Below are 20,136 nucleotides of genomic sequence, written 5' to 3'. Positions count from 1 at the left end.
ACAGCTATCCGGCTTGCTGTCTGTTCGTGCCGAACAGGCGACTCGAAGCGGCTGTGCAACGCTCGAACGACCAGCAAAGCCCGTATTGGACCAAGGTCCAATACCCGCTCACCGGCTCGCCGCATAGGCTCTCAGTGTGAGATGCCGCCGGGTTGCGACACGACATGCGCAGGCGCCACGCGACCCTCACGCAATCCACGTTTCCATCCGCAGGACAAGAACGAGGACACTCTCATGGGCAAGCGTCTCTTGTGGCTCTCGATGGCGGCGGCGCTGCTGTGCGGCAACTTTGCGGCCGCCCAGTATCCGGTTCTCGACATGGTCGCCGAGAAGGTCGTCCAGAAATATCAGTCATCGTCCTGCGAGCAGTTGTGGAAGGAGAAGGAGCAGCAGATGGGACGGCCGAAGCCTCAGCGCGAGCAGGAGGCGATCCAGATGTTGCGCGGCGACCCGCAGATGCGCACCTTGTTCATCAACAAGGTGGCCGCGCCGGTCGTGAACAAGATGTTCGAATGCGGCATGATCCCGTGAGACGCGACGGGCGTCACCTGAGGCGCTGACGCAACGAGGCCTTTCTCGACAGCGCATCCGGCGCGCCCGCGCCGGCGCTTCCTAAAGCTTCGCGAGTTCCGCGATGGACGGCGCGAAGAAGTACCCGCCGCCTTCCATCTGCACGAAGCTGCGAAGCTGGAGCGCGGGCTTGTCGGCGGCGTTCTGAGAGACGGGCGCCGCGCCGAGCCAGGGTCTTAGCGGCTGCGCCGACTGCCCGATGATCGGATCGATGCCGCTGCCCGGCTGCGAAAAGTCCGCCGCATCGCACCACTGCTGCTGGACGAACTCGAACTGGTTTTCTATCGACGTCACGTAGCACATGAACAGCAAGCCCCGGGTCTTGTCGCCCCCGGCGGAGCGCTGGCTGAGCGCTTCGGACTCGGTCACCTCCGGACCGAACGCGATGCCCCTTCTCAGCATGCGATGCGTCTGCGTGAATGCTTCCGCCTTCTTCACTTCGTCATCGGCGGGCTGGGTGGAGTGACGCACGTCGTCGCGCGGATACGCCTTGCGGATATGCGCCGCCCACGGGCATTTGAGGCCCATGCGGTCGTCGCCGAATTCGAAGGCGTTCACATTCTCCGTGCCGTCCGCGATGCTGAAATCGTCCTGTGTCGGCGCGTTGATGAGCGCGGCACCGCTCTTCCAGCGACCGACCATTTGCGCGCCGAGCAGGTCCGGATTCACGGGATTTTCCGTCCCCGTGATTTCGCTCGCCGCGGCCTTCACGGAGCGGTTGAACTCCGGAACCTTCTGGGCAAGACGCCGGAACACGAGGAACGAGCCGTTGCGCATGAACGCGACAGGCGGCTCCTTCAGCGGGCCGGGCTTGTCGAAGGAATCGGCGTTCGGGTCCTGGCCGATGTAGCCGAACACGAACTCGCCGGGCCAGAGCACATCCTGGCCTTTCTGGCCCTGCGTGTCCTCCGCGCCCGGCGCCTGCGGCGTGAGCGGCTCGCCGCCCGGCAGCCGTCCGCGCACGCCGGGCTGCGAGACGCCGTCGGCGTAGCCGAAATGCTCGTGGCCGCTCACCGGGTCGGGCCGCACCTGACCCGCTTCCTCGTGGCGCAGCTTCCAGCCGTTTTCGTCGGCGGGCGCGAGTCGCAGCGACATGACGTCGACGGCCTCGGAATGGGACGCCCCCGTCACGATGAATACCCCGTGCAGGTCATCGCTCGGCCGCAACACCTTCCACTTGCTGGCGGGCGGGTCGCCGAGCAGCGACTGACGCGCATGCATCCCCTTGCGGAAGGCCTCCAGCGCGGGAAGCGCCGGGAAATCCGGGACGCCCAGCGCCTGCAACCCGGAAAACGTGAACGCAACGTTCAAGCCGGGCGCGGGCACCATCCGGTGGACGCCGTTTCGCTTGTTCGCGGCGATCGTCGCGCGCTGATCGAGGCACTCCTGCATGCTCGTCAGGTGCAGGGACCGGATGAAAGCCCTGAACTTCTTCGTATCGACGATCTGAAAGAAGAGCAGATGCTGATGCTTCTTCGCCAATCCGGCGAGAATGTCGCCCTGGATCTCATGCGTCGGGAATTGCGGCTCCCCGGACAGGTCACGCGCCATGCCGGCCTCCTGTGTGAACGGAATACATCCTGTTGAAAGGGTGCTGCGTCATTGCGTCACGGGAGCGCTCGCCGTCCAGCACGATTGACGAGGTTCCGCCGTGGCCGTCGCGGATGCGGCCCCGCTTTGCGGTTGCGCGGGCGGCGCTGCGGTCATAATGTGAAAACAACTGCCGGCGCGTGTCTATTCCCCGGGCGTGGACGCACGCTGCGCCGCACTCGTCACCCCGCAAGGACTTTTTAGAGGATCACATCATGCGTATCGAAACGTCATTCCTGTTCGACCTCGACGGCACACTGGTCGACAGCGTCTATCAGCATGTCCTTGCATGGAAGGAAGCGCTCGATGCCGAAGGCATCGAACTGTCGGTATGGCGCATTCACCGCAAGATCGGCATGAGCGGCGGCCTGTTCACGAACCAGTTACTGCGCGAAACGCATGGCGAGATCAGCCAGGAGCGCGTGGAGCGCCTGCGCCGCCTGCATGCGGAGGCCTACAAGCGCGTGCGCGCGCAGGTCTGCCCGCTGCGCGGTGCGCGCGCGCTGCTCGACGCCCTCACCAGCGCGGGCACGCCCTGGGCGATCGCGACGAGCGGGCGTCTGGAGACGGCGGCGGTGAATCTGGAGGCGCTGGGCGTCGATCCCGCGAAGGTCGTCGTGGTCACGCGCGACGACGTGAAGTACGCGAAGCCGGACCCCGATTTGTTCGTCGCGGCGGCGGAGCGACTGGGCGTGCCGATCGAGCATTCCGTCGTCGTTGGCGACAGCATCTGGGACATGCTCGCGGCCCGTCGATGCCGCGCGCTGGGCGTCGGTCTGCTCTCGGGAGGCTATGGGATGGATGAACTGGAGCGCGCGGGGGCGCTGCGGGTCTACGAGGACCCGGCGGACCTGCTGCTGCATCTCGACGAGGTGGCCGCGCGGCCCTGAACCCCGCCTTCAGGCGCGACGCTCGTTCGGGTACGCCGGCGCGTTGCCGGTCGGTGTACGGTTGCGGCCGATCAAAAAAAAGGCCCCGCGCGATGCGGGGCCCGGCACACACGACTACGGGTTACGCAGGTTACGCGGACGCCTTGGCGAGCTTCTCCTCGGCCAGCGTCTGGGCGCGCAGACGGTCGTAGTCCACGTTGTCGATGGGCACGGCGTCGGCTTCGCCGAGCGCGCTCATCGGAACCCGGTAGGTCTCCCGCGCACTCCAGGCCGCGATTGCCGCGATGATCGTCACGCCAAGGGTGATCGCGCCGACCGTGAGCGGGATGTTCGTCGATCCCGGGGGTGCCACGTAGGCAAACAGCGCGGGCAGCAGCGCGGTGAACAGCGTGCCGATGTTCTGGGCAATCGCCATCGCCGAGACGCGGGAGCGCGTCGGGAACAGTTCCGGAAAGAAGCTCGGGAAGATCGCGTTGTAGCCCTGGTAGACGATGCCCCACATCAGGAGCGACATGACGATCGCGAGCGGCACGTTATGGATGCTGATCGCGTAGAGGTAGCCGAACGAAAGCAGCCCCGAGCCGATTGCGCCCACCATCACCGGGATCCGGCGTCCGATGCGGTCCGACAGGTTGCCGATGTACGGAATGATCAACACCGCGAGTATGTTGCCCGCGACCGGGATCCACAGGTAGACGCTCTTGTGAAAGCCGATGCCGTACGATGCCTGCACCGCATAGGCCGCGCCGAAGATCGTCGCGACGACCGGAATCACGTTCATCAGCGCCATGCAGATGACGCGGATCATGTCCTTCCAGTTGTACTTGAACGCTTCCTTGATCGGCGACTTGGGCAGTTCACCCTGCTCGCCTTCCTTCGCGAAAGCGGGCGTCTCCTTGACCTCGCGGCGAATGATGTAGCCCGCGATCAGCACGCCAGCCGACAGCAGGAACGGAATGCGCCAGCCCCACGAATTGAACGCATCTTCCGGCATGAAGTACGCGAGCGGCAGGAAGATGGCGGCGGCCAGGATCTGTCCCGCCTGCACGCCCTGCAGCGTGAAGCTCGCGTAGTAGCCGCGCCGGCCGAATGGCGCGTGTTCGAGAATCATCGAACTGGCGCCCGAAATCTCGCCCGCCACCGCGAAGCCCTGCACGAGACGCAGCAACACGAGCAGCGCCGGAGCCAGCATGCCGATCTGATGGTAGGTCGGCAACAGGCCGACAGCCATCGTCGAAATGCCCATCAGGAACATGCACAGCAGCAGCACGGTCTTGCGGCCGTGGGTATCGCCCCAGTGGCCGAGGAAGAATGCGCCGATCGGGCGCGCGACATAGCCGACGCCGTACGTCGCAAGCGACGCGACAATGGCAATCTTCGGGTCGCCCGAGGGAAAGAAGAGTTGCGGAAAGATCAGCGCGGCGGCCTGCGCGTAGATGAAGAAGTCGTAATACTCGAGCGCCGAGCCGATCCAGCCGCTCGCCGTTGCCTTCTTCGCCTGGCGCCCGCCATGCGCCTCATGATCCAAGTGGCTAGCCATGGTTGTCTCCGGTATAGATTGAATGGTTGCGTCGTTGCATCGCAATCTGCAAGGCGCAGCGACGTCGCGTCTGAATGGGCTCGAGAATAGAGGGGCGCCCTTGATTCCACAACGCTTTTTGCGACAAATTGCGCGATAATCGAACGTATGTGTGCGATTATCGATCGTTTCCGGGGTTAGCACTAGCCCGTTCACTATCTGGTTAATCGTGGAAATGCGTGACGTGAGGGCCGGCCACCGGCGAGGGAGTGCATGACCAAGACGCCGCTCGACAAGCGCGACTGGATTGCCGGACTCGAGAAGGGACTCGCGATTCTCGAAGCGTTCGACGACCAGCACGCGCGCATGACCCCGACGCAGGCCGCCGTGCGCACCGGCATGACGCGCACCGCCGCGCGCCGCTATCTGCTCACGCTCGAGCATCTCGGCTACGTGCAGAGCGACGGCAAGCTCTTCGGCCTCACGCCGCGGGTGCTGCGGGTCGGCTGGTCGTATTTCGACTCGGCGCGGCTGCCGCGCACCGTGCAGCCGTATCTGCAGCAGTTGAGCGCGACGCTCAACGAATCGGTGTATGTCAGCGTGCTCGACGAATGGGAGCTCGTCTTCATCGCACGCAACGGGACCTCGCGCGTGATGACGACCGGCTTCGTGCTCGGCGCGCGCGTGCCCGCGCCGCTGACCTCGCCCGGCGTCGTGCTGCTCGCGCACAAGCCCGACGAGGACGCGGTGCGCCGATGGCTCGACGCGACGGAACTCAAGCCGTTCACGCCGCATACGCTGACGAACAAGGTGCGGCTCCTCGAAAAGATCCGCCAGGCGCGCGCCGACGGCTTCGCGGTGATCGAAGAGCAGTTGCAGGTCGGCGTGCGCGGCATCGCGGTGCCGATGAAGGACCGTCACGGCGAGGTCGTCGCGGCACTCAGCACCAACATGCCGATGGGCAAGGAGACGACCGCATCCGCGCTCTCCCGCGTGCTGCATCCTCTGCAGGAAACCGCGCTCGCGATGCTCAACGTGATCTAGCGGACGCAGCAGCGATTCCTGGCGAACCGTCCGCCGCGCGGCCTATCATGGAGCATCGCGCCCGGCCTGCGACACCTCGAGCGCACGTTCGTACGCGTCACGCATACGAAACCCGCACTTCCCGCAAGGAGAACGGCGATGGCTCTGACCCCACGGCAAACCGAAATCATCAGGTCGAGCGCGAGCGTGCTCAGCGAACACGGCATGACCGTGGTCACGCGGTTCTACCGGCGTCTCTTCGAGCATCATCCCGAACTCAGGAACCTCTTCAATCACGCCAACCAGCGCTCCGGCGGGCAGTCCGAAGCGCTTGCCCACGCGGTGTGGGCGTACGCGTCCAATATCGACAATCTTGCCGCGCTCGGTCCCGCCGTCGGCCGCATCACGCAGAAGCACGCGAGCCTCGGCGTGCAGCCGGAGCATTATCCGGTTGTGGGCGAGCATCTGCTCGCGGCAATGAAGGAAGTGCTCGGCGACGCGTTCGACGACGAAATGCGCGATGCATGGGCCGCCGCCTACGGGCAGCTCGCCGAAGTCATGATCGGCGCGGAACAGGCGCTCTACGAGCGGCGCACGACCCAGCCGGGCGGCTGGACCGGCTGGCGGCGCTTCGAGGTCGCGCGCAGGGTCGACGAGAGCGATGAAATCTCGTCGTTCTATCTCGTGCCGGAAGACGGCGGAGAACTGCCCGCGTTCGAGCCCGGCCAGTTCGTCAGCGTGAAGCGCTACGTGAGCGACCTCGGGCTCGAACAGCCGCGGCAGTACAGTCTTTCGGATGCGCCGCACGGCAAGTGGCTGCGCATCTCGATCAAGCGCGAGAGCGCGGGAGACGATGCATCGGCCAAGCCGGCGGGGCGCGTGTCGAACCTGATGCACGACGAGCTGCACGTGGGCGGGCATGTGGAAGTCAGCGCGCCCTACGGCGATTTCGTGCTCGATCGCGCAAAGGACACGCCTGTCGTGCTGGTGAGCGGCGGCGTGGGGCTCACGCCGATGGTGTCGATGCTGGCGACCGTCGTGATGGATTCCGGCGACCGGCGCGTCGCCTTCGTGCATGCATGCCGCAGCAGCCGCGTGCATGCGTTCAGGGAATGGCTCGACGATGTCGCCGCCGATCATCCCAATGTCTCGAAGGTCACGTTCTACGAGCGTGTCGCGCCGGAGGACACGCAGGGGCGCGACTTCGATTTCGAGGGGCGCCTCGACCTCGCGAAAATCCGCGACGCAGTGCTGCTTCGCGACGCCGACTACTACGTGTGCGGCCCGATGCCGTTCATGCGCGCGCAGGTCGATGCGCTCAAGGCACTCGGCGTCGATGCGTCGCGCATCCAGACCGAGGTGTTCGGCGTCGGAGACCTGCGCTAGGCGCGATGGCGCCGTGCTAGGCCGCGCCGGGCGCGGCCGGGTGCGCGACGCACAGCCACGCGACGTCGACGTGAAGCAGCGACGACAGCCGCCGGCACTGCGCGCTTCCCGGCAGCGTGATGCCCGCCCGCCAGAACGTGACGTCGCGCTCCTTCACGTTCAGGTACAGCGCGACGAGCCGCGTCGTCAACCGTGCGCGCTTGATGGTCATGTCGAGCCGCGTCGAGAATATCCTGCGAAAGCGGTCGGATTGCATGTTTCGATCGAGATGCACTTCCAGATCGTTCCTGCTGCGCATGTAGCCTCGTCTCCCGTTGAAGTGAAGTGAATAGCCAGGCGAGCCAGGCGCGGTCCCGGGCGGAACCGCGCCGCTCATGCGAACGGCGCCGGCAGCGGCCGTGCGGCGTGGCGGTGCGGCCAGCCGTCGGGCGCGGGCGCCATGGTTCCGCCCTGGATGTAGTGCTCCAGCTGCCGGATCGTGTACTCCTGCTCGCCGATCAGGTTCTTCACCAGATCGCCGATCGACACCATGCCGACCAGCAGTCCGCCATCGATCACCGGCAGATGACGAATCCGGCACTCGGTCATGAGCGCCATGCATTCGTCGGTGGTCTGGGCGAGCCGGACATAGCGCACCGCCTTCGACATGATGTCGCGTACCGCCGTGTCCTTCGACGACTTGTCCTGCAGGACGATCTTGCGCGCGTAGTCCCGCTCGGTGACGATGCCCTTCACCTGGTCGCCGCTCGTCACGACGAGCGCGCCGATATGGTTGTGCGCCATCAGCGTGATCGCGCTGAGCACGCTCGCCGACTCTTCGATCGTATGAACCGTTCCGTCGGACTTCGCACTGAGTATCTGCCTCACCGATGCCATCGTGTATCTCCATCGCTCGAATGTTGCGCCGTTCGCCGCGCCGTTTTCCGCGCGACGAACCCGGTTGCCTGAAACGCGTGAGTGGGTGTCAATCGAAGTCGAACAGCTCGCCGAGCATCGATTTCTTCTTGCGCGGATAGCGCCGGTCGTGGTCGTAGTCGTGGCGATAGCCGGGCTTGCCCCAATCGCCGTGGCGATCGTGGCGGTCATCGTGCCGCGCTTCGTCGCGGCGGTATGCGGGCGCGGCGGCCGGCTGCGCCGGGGCGCTCTGCGCGGCCGTTTCATCGGCCGCACGCTGGATCAGCTTGTCCAGTTCCCCGCGATCGAGCCATACGCCGCGGCAGGTGCCGCAATAGTCGATCTCTATTCCCTGCCGATCCGACATCAGGAGATCGGGCGTCTTGCAGACCGGACACTTCATGGTTGATTGCTCCTTCTCGATACGTGCCAAACAAGAAGCTTCAATCTATCGAACTTTCCGTCGATATAAAAATCGTATTTTTTCAGTGTACAGATCGATAAAATCGAAGGATCAGCCTACGCATCGGGGGACGCGAATGAACTTCAAGCATTTGTATTACTTCTGGGTCGCGGCGCATGCGGGCGGACTCGCGCGCGCGGGCGCGCAGCTGCACATCACGCCGCAGACGCTGAGCGGCCAGATCAAGCTGCTCGAAGAAGCGCTCGACAAGAAGCTCTTCAAGAAATCAGGGCGCAACCTGGAACTGACGGATTCCGGCCGCCTCGCGCTCGACTACGCGGACGAGATCTTTTCACTCGGCGCCGAACTGGAAAGCGCGGTGAGGCACGACAAGGGCGTCGCGCAGACGCAGTTGCGCGTGGGCGTGGCCGACTCGGTGCCGAAGGCGGTCGCCTACCGGCTGCTCGAGCCCGCGCTCACGCTCTCGGATTCGTTCCGCCTCATCTGCCACGAAGGCAAGCTGCATGCGCTGCTTTCGCAGCTCGCGGTGCACCGGCTGGACCTGATCATCGCCGACGCGCCGATTCCGCCCGACGTCAATGTCAAGGCGTTCAATCACCCGCTCGGGCGCTCGACCCTCAGCTGCTTCGCGGCGAAACCGCTCGCGGCGCGCTGCACGAAGGCGTTCCCCGCGTCGCTCGACAACATGCCGATGCTCCTGCCCGGCATCGATTCCGCCGTGCGCAGGAAGCTCGATCACTGGCTGAATTCGCGTGCGATATCGCCGCGCGTCGTCGGCGAATTCGACGACAGTGCCCTCACGATCGCGTTCGGGCGCGAAGGCCGGGGCGTGCTTTTCGCCCCAACCGTGCTCGCCGCGCAACTGAAGCGCGAGCATAGCCTCGCCATGCTCGGCAGCATCGATACGATCGTCGAGGAATTCTTCGCGATCTCGATTGAGCGGCGCATCAGCCATCCGGCGATCGCGTCGATCATGAGCGCCGCGCGCAGCAAGCTGTTCAACGCATAGGCGCACCGACGCACGGCGCACCGAATATCGCGGCGCGCCGATTCGATGCAACATGGCACGAACACCACTCTGGGGACGGGCGATGGACAACTGGTGGCATGCGGTCTGGGCAACGGTGCGGGCCGAGTTCTCCGACCTGAACGATACGGCCGACGTCACGCAGGTCGTGGTGCGACTCGGGCTCGCGCTCCTGCTCGGCGGAATACTCGGCTTCGAACGCGAGATGGCCGGCCGGGACGCCGGCCTGCGCACCCACATGCTGGTTGCCGTGGGCTCCGCGCTTTTCGTGCTCGTGCCGCTTCAGGCGGGCTTCTCGCAGGAGAACATGAGCCGCGTCATACAGGGGCTCGTGTCGGGCATCGGCTTTCTTGGCGCGGGCGCCATCATCAAGCTGAGCGCGGAGCGCGAGGTGCGCGGGCTGACCACGGCGGCGAGCCTCTGGGTCAGCGCGGCGGTCGGCATGGCGGCGGGACTGGGCCGGGAAGCGACGGCCATTCTGAGCGTCGCCATCGCGCTCGTCATTCTGGCCGGGGTGCGCATGCGCAAAAAGCCGAAGCCGGAGGACGAAGAGCCGCGGGACAAATAGGCGCGGCCTCGTCGCGGTCAGCGTTGCCGCGTCAGGATGAAGTCGATCGCGTGCTGCCACCAGACGGTATCGACACGCCCGGTCCAGTCGTTATGGCCCGCACCGGGTATCACGGTCAGCTTCCTCGGCTCGCCAAGCGAGTCATGGAGCGCCGTGCCGAAGCGCGGCGGCACAATGGTGTCGCGCTCCGCGACCACCACGAGCACCGGACGGCCGAACGCAGCGAGATGATCGACGCTGTCGTAGCGGTCGCGCAGGAACCACTTCACGGGCAGCCATGGATAGTGATGAGCGGCCACATTCTCGAGCCGGTCCCACGGCGTGATGAGCATGAGGCCCGCCGTTTTGTCGCGCTCGCGGCCGGCCGCCGCTGCCGCCACGCCCGCACCGAGCGACTCGCCGATCACCACCAGCGGCGCGCCGTGCATGCGGTAGGCGAGCGTGATGGTCTGCTGCGCATCGTCGACGAGGCTGCGCTCGCCAAGCGCGCCTTCGCGCGGTCCGTAACCCGGATACTCGGCGAGAATCACGCGCAGCCCGAGCCGGGTCAGCATGGTGGCATAGAAATCGCGGTGTCCCGCATGCCCCGCGTTGCCATGAAACACGATCGCCGTCGCGCGCACGGGCCCGGCAGGCTCGGCGACGAGTCCGCGAAATTCCTCCTCGGACGGCCACGCGCGCAGCCCGCCGGAGACCATCTCCGCGACCGTGGCCTTCCCGGGAAAATAGAGCAGGCTGTTCTGGGACACCGCGACACCCGGAAATGAAATCAGCAGCGCCGCGGCGATTTGCAGCGAACTCCGCAGCAACCTCCGCGGCAGGCGCGCCGCCCGCCGGCATCGCGTGACAGCGACGGTCCACACGATTCCCCGCTCGAGCGCTTCACTCATCTGACGAACGTCCGTTGGCCGCAGACCCAGCCAGTGTCGCGCGACGCACGCGGCGAATCAACCTCGCGTCCGCGACGCATCAGGCATCCGCTTACATAACCGCACCCGAATCATGCAGGTGGGCCCCACCCTGAGACAAAAGCGCCGCGCTACTTGAATCAATTCTCATTTAGCTTACAATCTCATTTCTTTCAATCTGAAAGCAGGCCGCCGGCCAGGCCTCGCCGGATGAGCTTGCCAATAACAACCCATCAGGGAGTTTGTCCATGTCCTCTCGCTTCGCGCATCTGTTTTGCCTGTCGCTCGTGTTCGCCGGCACGGCCGCCCACGCGGCGGAGCAGGTCAACCTGTACACCACGCGCGAACCGAAGCTGATCGAGCCGCTCATCACCGCGTTCAAGGAAAAGACGGGTGCGCAGGTCAACACGGTGTTCGTGAAGGACGGGCTCCTCGAACGCGTGAAAGCCGAGGGCGACAAGTCTCCCGCCGACGTGCTGATGACGGTGGACGCCGGCAACCTGCTCGATCTCGTGGACGGCGGCGTCACTCAGAAGATCGACTCGAAGGTGCTCGACTCCACGATCCCCGCGAACTTGCGCGGCGCGGACGGCCACTGGTATGCGCTGTCGTTGCGCGATCGCGTGCTGTTCGTCGAAAAGGACCTGCCGCTCGAAACGTTCCGCTACGAAGATCTGGCCGATCCGAAGTGGAAGGGCAAGGTCTGCATCCGCTCGGGCCAGCATCCGTACAACACGGCGCTCGTCGCCGCGATGATCACGCACGACGGCGAAGCGGTCACCGAGAAATGGCTGCGCTCGGTGAAGGCGAATCTCGCGCGCAAGGCGACCGGCGGCGACCGCGACGTGGCGCGCGACATTCTCGGCGGCATCTGCGACATCGGCCTCGCGAACGCCTATTACGTCGGCCAGATGAAGAACGCCGAGCCCGGCAGCGACGCGCGCAAGTGGGGCGATGCGATCAAGGTGATCCGTCCGACCTTCGCGAACACGAAGAGCGGCGGCACGCACGTGAACATCAGCGGCGCGGCGGTCGCCAGGCACGCGCCGAACCGGGACACCGCGGTCAAGCTGCTCGAATACCTCGTCTCCCCCGAGGCCCAGGCGCTCTACGCGCAGGCGAACCACGAATATCCGGTGCGCGCGGGCGTGAAACTCGATCCGCTGGTTGCAAGCTTCGGCACGCTGAAGGTCGACCCGCTGCCGCTCGTCGACATCATGAAGAACCGCAAGCTCGCGAGCCAGCTCGTCGACAAGGTGGGCTTTGACAACTGACACGCTGCGCGGCCGCCCCTGGCCGCGCTTTCGCATCGAACGCGGCGGATGGCTCGTCGCGGCGGTGCTGATTGCGCTCGTGGTACTCGTGCCGATCGCGGTGCTCGCCGCCGCGGCACTCGACGCCGACGCCTCGCACTGGGCGCACCTCGCCGCCTACGTGCTGCCGCAGGCGGCACGCAACACCCTCATCCTGCTCGCGGGCGTCGGCGCGATCGTGACCGTGGCGGGCACCGGCACGGCGTGGCTCGTCACCGCATACGACTTTCCCGGACGCTCCACGCTCGCGTGGGCCCTGCTGCTGCCGCTCGCGATGCCGACCTACATCATCGCGTTCGCGTATCTCGACATGCTGCATCCGATCGGTCCGGTGCAGACCGCGATCCGCGCACTGCTCGGCTTCGACAGCCCGCGCGAGTTCCGCCTGCCCGACCTGCGCTCGCTGCCCGGCGCGATCTTCGTGCTTGGCGTCGTGCTGTATCCGTACGTCTATCTGAGCACGCGGGCGATGTTCGCCACGCAGTCGGAAAGCATGATCGAGGCGGCGCGCACGCTCGGCGCGCATCGCCTCGCGGTGTTCTGGCGCGTCGTGCTGCCGCTCGCGCGGCCGGCGATCGCCGTCGGCCTGAGCCTCGCGCTGCTCGAAACCCTGAACGACATCGGCGCTTCCGAGTTTCTCGGCGTGCAGACGCTCACCGTATCGGTGTACACGACCTGGGTCACGCGCTCGGATCTCGCCGGCGCGTCTCAGATCGCGCTCTCGATGCTCGTGCTGGCGCTCGGCATCATCTGGCTCGAGCGTCACGGGCGACGGCGCCAGCGCTTCGCGCACGGTCGCAGGATGCGGCCGATCACCGCGCGGCGTCTCACCGGCGCCCAGGCGGCGCTCGCGGGCGTGCTCTGCTGGCTGCCGGTGCTGCTCGGCTTCGGCGCACCCGCGCTCTATCTTCTGGCTGAAACGTACAAGCGGCTTCATCTGGTCGGCGGCGTATCGGAGCAACTGCTGCGCGGACTCGGGAACACGCTGCTCGTCGCGTCCTCCGCGACCGTGGTCACGCTCGTGTGCGGACTCGTCGTGGCATGGGCCGCGCGGTCGCTGCGCGAGAGCGGGGGCTTCAACGCCGGCCGCGCGTGCGCACGCGCCGCGAGCATCGGCTATGCGGTGCCGGGAACGGTGCTTGCCGTCGGCCTGCTCGCGCCGCTCGCCTTCATCGACCGCGCCGCTTCCGGCATCGTCGGCAATCACGGCGCGCTGCTGATGGGCTCGATCGGCGGCCTCGTCGTCGCGTACGCAATCCGCTTTCTCGCCATTTCAATCGGCAGCGTGGAAGCGGGCCTTGCGCGCATTCCCGCATCGCTCGAACAGGCGTCGCGCGTGCTCGGCGAAACGGCGGGCAGCACGTTGCGGCGCGTGCATCTGCCGCTTCTGCGGCCGGCGCTCGCGGCAAGCTCGCTGCTCGTGTTCGTCGACGCGATGAAGGAATTGCCCGCCACCCTGCTCCTGCGCCCGCTCAACTTCGAGACGCTCGCGACGTGGCTCTACGCCGAAGCTTCGCGCGGCACCTACGAGGAGGGCGCGGTCGCGGCGCTCGCCATCGTCATGGCGGGGCTGCTGCCCGTCGTGCTGCTCGCGCGAACCAATCTGAACATGGAGCGCTGAACGCCGTGTCGACGCTGCTTGACCTCGATCACATCGATCTCGCCTACGATACGCCGCACGGCAGGCGCACCGTCGTCGACGGCCTGAGCCTCACGCTCGAGCGCGGCGACATCGGCTGCCTGCTCGGGCCGTCGGGCTGCGGGAAGACGTCCGTGCTGCGCGCAATTGCCGGCTTCGAGCCGGTGCGCGCGGGCACGATCGCCATCGACAGCGGCGTGATCTCGTCGCCCGCCATGACCGTCGCGCCGGAAAAGCGCCGCATCGGCATGATGTTTCAGGACTACGCGCTCTTTCCGCATCTGACGGCCGGCCAGAACGTCGGGTTCGGCCTGCGCAGGCTGTCGCGCCGCGAGCGGGCGATGCGCGTGTCCGAGATGCTCGAACTCGTCGGACTGGCGCACGTGGCGGCGAGTTTTCCGCACGAACTGTCGGGCGGCGAGCAGCAGCGCGTGGCGCTCGCCCGCGCGCTCGGCCCCTCGCCGCGACTCCTTTTGCTCGACGAACCGTTCTCCAACCTCGACGTCGACACGCGCGAGCGGCTCGCGCTGGAACTGCGCGACATCCTGAAGGCAACCGGGCACGCCGCCATCTTCGTGACGCACAATCAGGCGGAGGCGTTCGCCATCGCCGATCGCATCGGCGTGATGGCGAACGGCCGCATCCTGCAGTGGGACATTCCGCGCAACGTCCGCCAGCATCCGGCCAACGCGTTCGTGTCGGGCTTCATCCGCCAGGCGGCCGACGCCCGCGCGCCCGAAGGCGGCCGCGTCGCCTACCGCAACTAGCGCTTGCCGGCGGGTGTGTCGTCGATGAAGTGGACCATCGCCGCATTGAACATGGCCGGGTCCTGAATGAACGCGAAGTGACTCACGTTCGGCAGGATCATCAGGCCCGCGCCGGGGATCGTCGCGGCCATGTATTCGGTGTGCTCGCGCTTGATCGCCTCGTCGTGCTGGCCGTCCATGATGAGCACCGGCGACCTGATCTGCTTTAACTGCTCGTCGGTCCAGTTCGGCTGGCTGTCCCACATCTTGCCGATCTGCTCGACAAACGCATCGTATTCGCGGGGCGTCGGTGAATTGCGGCGGTACTCGACGCCGGCGCGCTGGATGAACCCCGCGAACGTGGGAATCTTGTCGAAGCCGCTCGCGACGCCCGAGGTCTTCGTGTTCGCGCCGAACGCGAGGATCTTGCCTACCCGGTCCGGATGCCGGATCGCAAGATCGAGCCCGATGATCCCGCCATCGCTCCAGCCCACCACGTCCGCCTTGCGGATGTTCAGCTTGTCCATCAGCGCGACGACGTCGTCCGCCATCAGGTCGTAACCGTACGGCTGCGCGTCGCGGCTGCTGCGTCCGTGGCCGCGACTGTCCACCAGAATGACCTGATGCTTCGCCATCAGCGCCTTCGCCTGAAGGGAGAGGTAGTCGCGGTTGGCAAGGCCGCCGTGCAGCAGCAGCACGGGCGTGCCGTGTCCCACGACGGCATACGACAGCCGGATGCCGTTCACGTCCGCGTACGCCGCGTGCGCGCCCGCGACAGGCGCAGGCGTCGGCGGCAGGGTCTGCCAGGGCGGCGCCGCCTGCGCGGCCTGCATGAAGCAGACGGCCAGTATCGAACATAACGCGCGCGCCATGCGCCGCGCGGTCTTGCCGGCGCCCTCGTGCGCCAGCCGTCTCCCATGCAGTCCCGGTAGTGCCTGATTGAACAGGGTGCGCATCGATCGCTTCCTCAAGTGGTTATTGTCAGCGCGGTGTCGACGGGTCCGAAGCGAGAGCGCTTCGAAAGCCATCCGACATCCCGCGATGGGAAAACGCCTGCACGCCGAGTTTATTCCTTACGAACGGCTGCGGCATTCATTCGACGCGCGGCATTGAACGCGGCTCCCTGTCTCGCGCTCCAGCGACGACTGCTGATAATCCATCGGTGGAATAACACGAACAAAGGAGTGTTCTGAAGGTGTAGTCCATTGACAATCGCAAGTTCAAAACGAAGGAAGGCTGGCATGTCCAGGCATGAAGCGTTGGTCTCCAGGTGCAGGCAAACCGCGTCGCGCATGCGAACGCGGCTGAGTGCGCTCTCTCGATGCATGCAGAAGACAACGGACGCGGCTTCGAAGCCGCTCCGTATCGGACGTACCGGACGCACCGGCTGGCTGCGCACGCAGCGCAGCGCGCTGATGCTCGCCGCGGGCCTGCTTTGCGCGGCCTGCACGCCGTTCGAACTGAGTTCCGGCACGCCGAGCACGTACGACAGCAACCAGCCGCTCGACGCGCAGAACCCGGACGCCCCGCTCGTCGGCCTCGCGATTTCGGGCGGCGGCAACCGTGCCGCGCTGTTCACGTCGTATGTGATCGAACTGCTGGGCAGCGTGCCCGTGGTCGTGGCCACCGACAAGGATCCGGCAGCCGCCGCGCCGGTCAGTCTCCTGAACACGGTGAGCTATGTGTCGAGCGTGTCAGGGGGCAGCTTCGCGGCCGCGTACTTCGGCATCAGGGGTCTCGGCAACTACGATCCGATGCTCAAGGACGACCCCTTGCCGAAGAAATACACGGACTTCTTCAACAACTTCCACGCGACGATGAACGCCAACTGGACCGCGTCGCTCTTCGGGCTGGACGGCCTGCCGTTCGGCTCCGCAGCGGCGCGCCTCAAGCATTCAGTCGACGCGCGCATCGCGAACGGCGCCACCTTTCGCGACCTGGACCAGCGCGAGGCGTCGAAGTCGAGCCCGTATCTGATCTTCAACACCACGCACTACGACAGCGGACGCCGCTTCGTGATGACGACTATTCCCACGACGCAGTTCTGCCTGAACGTGGAGCAGTTGCTGGTCGACATCGTGCAGACGCCGAGCGCGAACCAGCCGGACATCGACGCGCAACGGCGCGCGAAGCTCGGCGAGTGCGACCGCACCGACGCGCTGACGCCCGAGGGTTTCGACAGCTTCTTCAATCCGCGCATGACGGCCGTCGCCTCCGCCGATTTTCCGATCGCGCAGGCGGTGGCGACATCCGGGGCGTTTCCGGTCGCGGTCGGGCCGATCGCCTACCGCGTGGACAACAGCCGCGACCTGCTTCATCTGATCGACGGCGGGGTCGCGGACAACTCGGGCGTCGAGTCGCTCGTGCAGCTCTTCCTGCGCAAGCTGATTGAGAATCCGAAGCGGCGCGGCATGATCATCGAACTGAACGCGGGCCTGCCGTTCAATGCGCGCGGCACCGCGATCGCCGACGACTCGCAGCCGCTCACGGCGATCATCGACGATCCGACGCGCCTGTCCGATATCCAGGAGGTGCGCGCCTCGCTTTATCGCCAGGACCTGTGGCTTCTGACCGAGAACGTGGCGAAGACCATGAAGCACTCGACCAACGCCGTCACGAGGCTCGACATCAAGCAGCTTCAGCATACGGACCTGCGGGCGAACGCGCTGCACATCGATACCGCCACGTGCCACGTACATTTCGACGACGCCCGCAGCGTGCGCGAAGCCGTGCGCAACATTCCGACGAGCTATCATCTCGACCCCTGCTCCGCCGATCTGGTGCGCATCGCCGCGTGCTGGAGCGTCCATCAGCATGCGGCCGAGTTACAGAGCTTCTTCAGCGGCACCGGTGACGCGGGCAACGCGCACGCCAGCCCGGCGCCGGACCTGAGCGTGCTCGACAAGCGCATCCGCTCGACGTGCCCCGAACTCGCCGCGTCAGGCGCACTGTAAGCGATGCCGTGTTCAGGCGCCGCCCACGGGGCGGCGAGTCCATGCGCCCATTACATTGTTCGCACCGTTCGCCTTCATGGGGGCATCGTCGGGCCCGGCAAAGCGCGCTTCCACGGTGCGCCGCGCGCGCGACAGGCGGCTCATGACCGTTCCGACCGGCACGTCGAGTACGCGCGCGGCTTCGTAATAGCTCAGCCCTTCGACGGCCACGAGCAGCATCACCGCGCGCTGCGCCTCAGGCAGCTTCTCGACTTCCATCACGATCTGCCGGTTCATCATGTCGCACTCGGCATTGCGGCCCGCCGGGTCCTCGTTCGTGTCCATGAAGCTTACGTCCCATCCGTCGCTCGTGTGTTGGCGCGCCCTGCGCCGACGCGAGTCGCTGATCCATGCGGTATGCAGGATCGAGAACAGCCAGTTCAACGGCGACGTTCCCGGCTTCATCTGATGCGTACGTTCGAGCGCGCGCGCACAGGCGCGATGTACGAGGTCTTCGGCGTCGCGCTGATCGCGCGCGAGCCGCAGTGCAAAAACCCACAACTTCGGCAACAGCTCGGGGAGTATGCCGGCCAAGTCAGCAGCACTCATCTACAAGTTCCTTCTGCGATGTTTCAATGCCGCCTTTGCCATGAACCGCGGCCAGGCGCGAGCGCGAGCGCCGCGTATGGGGCAAGGGCGGTGGCGCCTGAATAGGGGCGCCGGACTGTGTAGCGTCGTTCATCGGGCAGGCTCAGAACGCCATCCCGGCGGGACCGTCGGGCGTTGCGGGCTCGGCGGCTCGCGCCGCCCTGAACGCCGCGGGGGAGAGACCATAGCGGCTCCTGAACGCGCGGCTGAAATGCGCCGCGGTGGAAAAGCCGCACTGCCACGCGATTTCCTGCATCGATATGCGACCTGGCCCGCTCGCGTGCAGCAGCCGCGCGGCGTGTTCGAGCCGCGCCTGCCAGACATAGCGCATCAACGAAGTGCCATGCGGCTGGAACAGCCGGTGCAGATGCTTGACCGAGACGTTCACCGATGCGGCGATCGCAGAGGCGTCGAGGTCGTGATCGCCGAGATGCCCCCTGATGTAGCGCTTCGCTGCGCTCACCAGCGCTTGCGCGCTGCGCCGCGCCGCCGTTCCCGTGCTCGCCAGAATCGCATCGATCAGCTCGAGCACCTGCTCGCCCATGCGCTCGCGGATGCTGCGGCTCGGCGCGTCGAATTGACGGGCGATGCAATGAATCAGATCGCCGGTGGCGCGCATGTCCGCGGCGCCCATGTCGGGAACGACAAGACCATCGACGGCCTGACTCAGTCCGCGTTCCCGCAAGGTTGCCTTCCTGATTCGCAGCACGATCATCTGCGCGCGCGCCGGAAACGATTCGACGAAGGGACGCGCCGGATCGAGCACGAAGATGCTGCCCGCGCGAAAGCGGCGCGTCTGCCCGAATTGTTCGACGTCGACGTAGCCCGCGGTCACGAGCTTGATGTACATCCACTCTCCCTGCCATGCCGGATGGCCCTTCGCTGGCGGCATCAGTTCGCGCACGGCGAGGTCGGCGCGCACCATCTCCACGCTGCCGAGCGACCAGCCGCGCACCGTCGAATGCGCCGGCCTTTGCGGATCGAACCGGCAATGCATTCCGTGACCCGTCAGCATGATGTCCTGCCAGTTCGGGTCGGAATTGGCGGCGGCACTGAAGGTGATTTCATGCGAATCGATAAACATGACAGCAACATCCGAAGAGCACGTGATTCCCGGGAACTGTGCAGTGTGTCACAGCAAGGTGAAACTCCGCTCGCATGCCCTGAACCCCAATATTCATCAGGGGAAAGATGCGGCGTACATGAAGCGCGACGCCGTCGTCGATGAGATTTCGCGCCGTATTTCGCGGGCTCGGCCGCGACTGGCGCAGCAGGAGAACGGAACACCGTTCGGCATTCGGCCGGCACGCGTCCGGATTGTGCCGATCCCCACGAGTCATTGTTGCGAGGAATGCGCGGTATCTTCAAGATGGCGAAAGAACTCCAAAAGCTGATGGAAAGCACGTCAAACTCACGCTCACAAGGACAGGAGTCACCCACTCTACCTACGTGCGGCGAAACGGTTTTGTCCCGGGGTGACACATTGCTTGTCCACAGGGCGCAAGTCGAAGGCTCTTGCCGCGCGATTGATTCATCTGCGCAAATAATCAATTCACCTCCGACGGCTTTTTCCGTGAGGCCTGAGCCCCTAGACTGGGTTCCAACGGCGAAGCAAACGGAACCGATCGAGCGATCACCGGCTTCGTCTCTTACATCGAAAAACTGGAGGTTCATCATGTTCAAGGCAATCATCCCCGCAGTCGTGCTGGCGTCCGCTTTGGCCGCGCCTTCGTTTGCCAACGCGCAGGACAACGGTCCCGTCACCCGTGCTCAGGTCAGAGCCGAACTGGTCCAGCTGGAACAAGCCGGCTATCGCCCGGGCAGCGAGCACACCACGTATCCCCAGAAGCTGCAGGCAGCGCAAAAGCGCGTGAACGCACAAAATGCTTCGTCGTTCGGCGGCTCGGCGGAAGGTTCGTCGGCATCGGGTAGCGTGTCCTCGCTACCTGCCCTGGGTGTCAGCGCGGTCGACTTCCGCCGCTCGTAAGCGTTCGCTGAAGCAGGCTGCGCAAGACAAAAAAGCCCGGCAATTGAACTGCACCCCAAAAGTTGGACACC

Annotated in this window: 20 protein-coding genes; 11 read left to right on the top strand and 9 right to left on the bottom strand. The window is 65.7% G+C overall.

Translation table 11 applies throughout. From position 1 onward, the window contains the following. The first annotated feature begins 234 nt into the window (after window positions 1-234). A complete protein-coding gene (locus tag BG61_RS34745; protein WP_035936023.1) occupies window positions 235-531 on the top strand; it encodes a hypothetical protein in 297 nt (98 codons plus the stop codon). 81 nt (window positions 532-612) lie between these two features. Here BG61_RS34745 and BG61_RS34740 read toward each other — a convergent pair whose 3' ends face one another. Further along, window positions 613-2,121, bottom strand: a complete 1,509-nt coding sequence (locus BG61_RS34740; protein WP_035936021.1) for a Dyp-type peroxidase — start codon at window positions 2,119-2,121, stop codon at window positions 613-615. 254 nt (window positions 2,122-2,375) lie between these two features. On the opposite strand from BG61_RS34740, the gene BG61_RS34735 reads away from it, so the two are divergent. After that, window positions 2,376-3,050: an HAD family hydrolase gene (locus tag BG61_RS34735; RefSeq protein ID WP_035936020.1), complete on the top strand. Its 675-nt coding sequence runs from the start codon at window positions 2,376-2,378 to the stop codon at window positions 3,048-3,050. Between the two features lie 130 nt (window positions 3,051-3,180). Here BG61_RS34735 and BG61_RS34730 read toward each other — a convergent pair whose 3' ends face one another. Then, window positions 3,181-4,590 (bottom strand): MFS transporter, encoded by a 1,410-nt coding sequence (locus tag BG61_RS34730; RefSeq protein ID WP_035936017.1) that lies wholly within the window; start codon window positions 4,588-4,590, stop codon window positions 3,181-3,183. Window positions 4,591-4,842: 252 nt separating this feature from the next. Here BG61_RS34730 and BG61_RS34725 point away from each other — a divergent pair, with 252 nt between their 5' ends. Both BG61_RS34725 and hmpA read left to right on the top strand, forming a co-directional pair. Continuing rightward, window positions 4,843-5,613 (top strand): IclR family transcriptional regulator domain-containing protein, encoded by a 771-nt coding sequence (locus BG61_RS34725; protein ID WP_035936015.1) that lies wholly within the window; start codon window positions 4,843-4,845, stop codon window positions 5,611-5,613. 138 nt (window positions 5,614-5,751) lie between these two features. Continuing rightward, on the top strand, window positions 5,752-6,978 hold the full coding sequence (hmpA, locus tag BG61_RS34720; protein ID WP_035936012.1) for an NO-inducible flavohemoprotein: 1,227 nt from the start codon (window positions 5,752-5,754) through the stop codon (window positions 6,976-6,978). Window positions 6,979-6,994: 16 nt separating this feature from the next. On the opposite strand, the gene BG61_RS34715 is transcribed toward hmpA, so the two are convergent. The 3 genes from BG61_RS34715 to BG61_RS34705 all read right to left on the bottom strand — a co-directional run bounded on the left by BG61_RS34715 (window position 6,995) and on the right by BG61_RS34705 (window position 8,275). Beyond that, on the bottom strand, window positions 6,995-7,276 hold the full coding sequence (locus BG61_RS34715; RefSeq protein WP_035936010.1) for a hypothetical protein: 282 nt from the start codon (window positions 7,274-7,276) through the stop codon (window positions 6,995-6,997). A gap of 74 nt (window positions 7,277-7,350) precedes the next feature. Continuing rightward, a complete protein-coding gene (locus tag BG61_RS34710; RefSeq protein WP_063741163.1) occupies window positions 7,351-7,854 on the bottom strand; it encodes a CBS domain-containing protein in 504 nt (167 codons plus the stop codon). An 88-nt stretch (window positions 7,855-7,942) separates the two neighbouring features. Next, window positions 7,943-8,275 (bottom strand): TFIIB-type zinc ribbon-containing protein, encoded by a 333-nt coding sequence (locus BG61_RS34705; RefSeq protein WP_035936008.1) that lies wholly within the window; start codon window positions 8,273-8,275, stop codon window positions 7,943-7,945. 136 nt (window positions 8,276-8,411) lie between these two features. Between BG61_RS34705 and nhaR the strand changes: the two genes are divergently transcribed. Next, window positions 8,412-9,305, top strand: coding sequence for a transcriptional activator NhaR (gene nhaR / locus BG61_RS34700; protein ID WP_035936005.1), 894 nt, complete (start codon window positions 8,412-8,414; stop codon window positions 9,303-9,305). A gap of 82 nt (window positions 9,306-9,387) precedes the next feature. Next, a complete protein-coding gene (locus BG61_RS34695; protein ID WP_035936002.1) occupies window positions 9,388-9,891 on the top strand; it encodes an MgtC/SapB family protein in 504 nt (167 codons plus the stop codon). Between the two features lie 17 nt (window positions 9,892-9,908). Here BG61_RS34695 and BG61_RS34690 read toward each other — a convergent pair whose 3' ends face one another. Further along, window positions 9,909-10,781: an alpha/beta hydrolase gene (locus BG61_RS34690; RefSeq protein WP_081868286.1), complete on the bottom strand. Its 873-nt coding sequence runs from the start codon at window positions 10,779-10,781 to the stop codon at window positions 9,909-9,911. Window positions 10,782-11,047: 266 nt separating this feature from the next. On the opposite strand from BG61_RS34690, the gene BG61_RS34685 reads away from it, so the two are divergent. From BG61_RS34685 to BG61_RS34675, 3 genes are read left to right on the top strand one after another with little or no spacing between them, the layout of a single operon-like run. Further along, a complete protein-coding gene (locus tag BG61_RS34685) occupies window positions 11,048-12,073 on the top strand; it encodes a Fe(3+) ABC transporter substrate-binding protein (protein ID WP_035935999.1) in 1,026 nt (341 codons plus the stop codon). Continuing rightward, window positions 12,063-13,733: an ABC transporter permease gene (locus BG61_RS34680; protein ID WP_035935996.1), complete on the top strand. Its 1,671-nt coding sequence runs from the start codon at window positions 12,063-12,065 to the stop codon at window positions 13,731-13,733. The genes BG61_RS34685 and BG61_RS34680 overlap by 11 nt, the downstream gene beginning before the upstream one ends. 5 nt (window positions 13,734-13,738) lie before the next feature. Beyond that, window positions 13,739-14,518: an ABC transporter ATP-binding protein gene (locus tag BG61_RS34675; protein ID WP_174479758.1), complete on the top strand. Its 780-nt coding sequence runs from the start codon at window positions 13,739-13,741 to the stop codon at window positions 14,516-14,518. On the opposite strand, the gene BG61_RS34670 is transcribed toward BG61_RS34675, so the two are convergent. Next, window positions 14,515-15,453 carry an alpha/beta fold hydrolase gene (locus BG61_RS34670; RefSeq protein ID WP_232256340.1) on the bottom strand — a complete coding sequence of 313 codons (939 nt, stop codon included), beginning with the start codon at window positions 15,451-15,453 and terminating at the stop codon, window positions 14,515-14,517. The two genes, BG61_RS34675 and BG61_RS34670, sit on opposite strands and share 4 nt — an antisense overlap. 369 nt (window positions 15,454-15,822) lie before the next feature. Here BG61_RS34670 and BG61_RS34665 point away from each other — a divergent pair, with 369 nt between their 5' ends. Then, window positions 15,823-17,451 (top strand): patatin-like phospholipase family protein, encoded by a 1,629-nt coding sequence (locus BG61_RS34665; protein WP_035935993.1) that lies wholly within the window; start codon window positions 15,823-15,825, stop codon window positions 17,449-17,451. Between the two features lie 12 nt (window positions 17,452-17,463). Here the strand turns inward: BG61_RS34665 and BG61_RS34660 are convergent, their stop codons facing one another. Both BG61_RS34660 and BG61_RS34655 read right to left on the bottom strand, forming a co-directional pair. Continuing rightward, window positions 17,464-18,039, bottom strand: a complete 576-nt coding sequence (locus tag BG61_RS34660; protein WP_051673003.1) for an RNA polymerase sigma factor — start codon at window positions 18,037-18,039, stop codon at window positions 17,464-17,466. A gap of 142 nt (window positions 18,040-18,181) precedes the next feature. After that, entirely contained in the window at window positions 18,182-19,162 is a 981-nt protein-coding gene (locus BG61_RS34655) for an AraC family transcriptional regulator (RefSeq protein ID WP_051673002.1), read from the bottom strand. A 591-nt stretch (window positions 19,163-19,753) separates the two neighbouring features. Here BG61_RS34655 and BG61_RS34650 point away from each other — a divergent pair. After that, the gene (locus BG61_RS34650) at window positions 19,754-20,065 is read left to right on the top strand and encodes a DUF4148 domain-containing protein (protein ID WP_035935989.1); all 312 of its coding nucleotides are present in this window, start codon (window positions 19,754-19,756) and stop codon (window positions 20,063-20,065) included. Window positions 20,066-20,136: the final 71 nt, after the last annotated feature.

The sequence above is a fragment of the Caballeronia glathei genome, from assembly GCF_000698595.1.
GTDB classification, from domain to species: Bacteria; Pseudomonadota; Gammaproteobacteria; order Burkholderiales; family Burkholderiaceae; genus Caballeronia; species Caballeronia glathei.
This window is presented reverse-complemented; position numbering and strand designations above follow the sequence as displayed.

What these genes read in the sequence shown, in the direction of transcription:
- BG61_RS34745 (WP_035936023.1), top strand. Translation starts at nt 235, where the DNA reads ATGGGCAAGCGTCTCTTGTGGCTCTCGATGGCGGCGGCGCTGCTGTGC.
- BG61_RS34740 (WP_035936021.1), bottom strand. Translation starts at nt 2,121, where the DNA reads ATGGCGCGTGACCTGTCCGGGGAGCCGCAATTCCCGACGCATGAGATC.
- BG61_RS34735 (WP_035936020.1), top strand. Translation starts at nt 2,376, where the DNA reads ATGCGTATCGAAACGTCATTCCTGTTCGACCTCGACGGCACACTGGTC.
- BG61_RS34730 (WP_035936017.1), bottom strand. Translation starts at nt 4,590, where the DNA reads ATGGCTAGCCACTTGGATCATGAGGCGCATGGCGGGCGCCAGGCGAAG.
- BG61_RS34725 (WP_035936015.1), top strand. Translation starts at nt 4,843, where the DNA reads ATGACCAAGACGCCGCTCGACAAGCGCGACTGGATTGCCGGACTCGAG.
- hmpA (WP_035936012.1), top strand. Translation starts at nt 5,752, where the DNA reads ATGGCTCTGACCCCACGGCAAACCGAAATCATCAGGTCGAGCGCGAGC.
- BG61_RS34715 (WP_035936010.1), bottom strand. Translation starts at nt 7,276, where the DNA reads ATGCGCAGCAGGAACGATCTGGAAGTGCATCTCGATCGAAACATGCAA.
- BG61_RS34710 (WP_063741163.1), bottom strand. Translation starts at nt 7,854, where the DNA reads ATGGCATCGGTGAGGCAGATACTCAGTGCGAAGTCCGACGGAACGGTT.
- BG61_RS34705 (WP_035936008.1), bottom strand. Translation starts at nt 8,275, where the DNA reads ATGAAGTGTCCGGTCTGCAAGACGCCCGATCTCCTGATGTCGGATCGG.
- nhaR (WP_035936005.1), top strand. Translation starts at nt 8,412, where the DNA reads ATGAACTTCAAGCATTTGTATTACTTCTGGGTCGCGGCGCATGCGGGC.
- BG61_RS34695 (WP_035936002.1), top strand. Translation starts at nt 9,388, where the DNA reads ATGGACAACTGGTGGCATGCGGTCTGGGCAACGGTGCGGGCCGAGTTC.
- BG61_RS34690 (WP_081868286.1), bottom strand. Translation starts at nt 10,781, where the DNA reads ATGAGTGAAGCGCTCGAGCGGGGAATCGTGTGGACCGTCGCTGTCACG.
- BG61_RS34685 (WP_035935999.1), top strand. Translation starts at nt 11,048, where the DNA reads ATGTCCTCTCGCTTCGCGCATCTGTTTTGCCTGTCGCTCGTGTTCGCC.
- BG61_RS34670 (WP_232256340.1), bottom strand. Translation starts at nt 15,453, where the DNA reads ATGCGCACCCTGTTCAATCAGGCACTACCGGGACTGCATGGGAGACGG.
- BG61_RS34665 (WP_035935993.1), top strand. Translation starts at nt 15,823, where the DNA reads ATGCAGAAGACAACGGACGCGGCTTCGAAGCCGCTCCGTATCGGACGT.
- BG61_RS34660 (WP_051673003.1), bottom strand. Translation starts at nt 18,039, where the DNA reads ATGAGTGCTGCTGACTTGGCCGGCATACTCCCCGAGCTGTTGCCGAAG.
- BG61_RS34655 (WP_051673002.1), bottom strand. Translation starts at nt 19,162, where the DNA reads ATGTTTATCGATTCGCATGAAATCACCTTCAGTGCCGCCGCCAATTCC.
- BG61_RS34650 (WP_035935989.1), top strand. Translation starts at nt 19,754, where the DNA reads ATGTTCAAGGCAATCATCCCCGCAGTCGTGCTGGCGTCCGCTTTGGCC.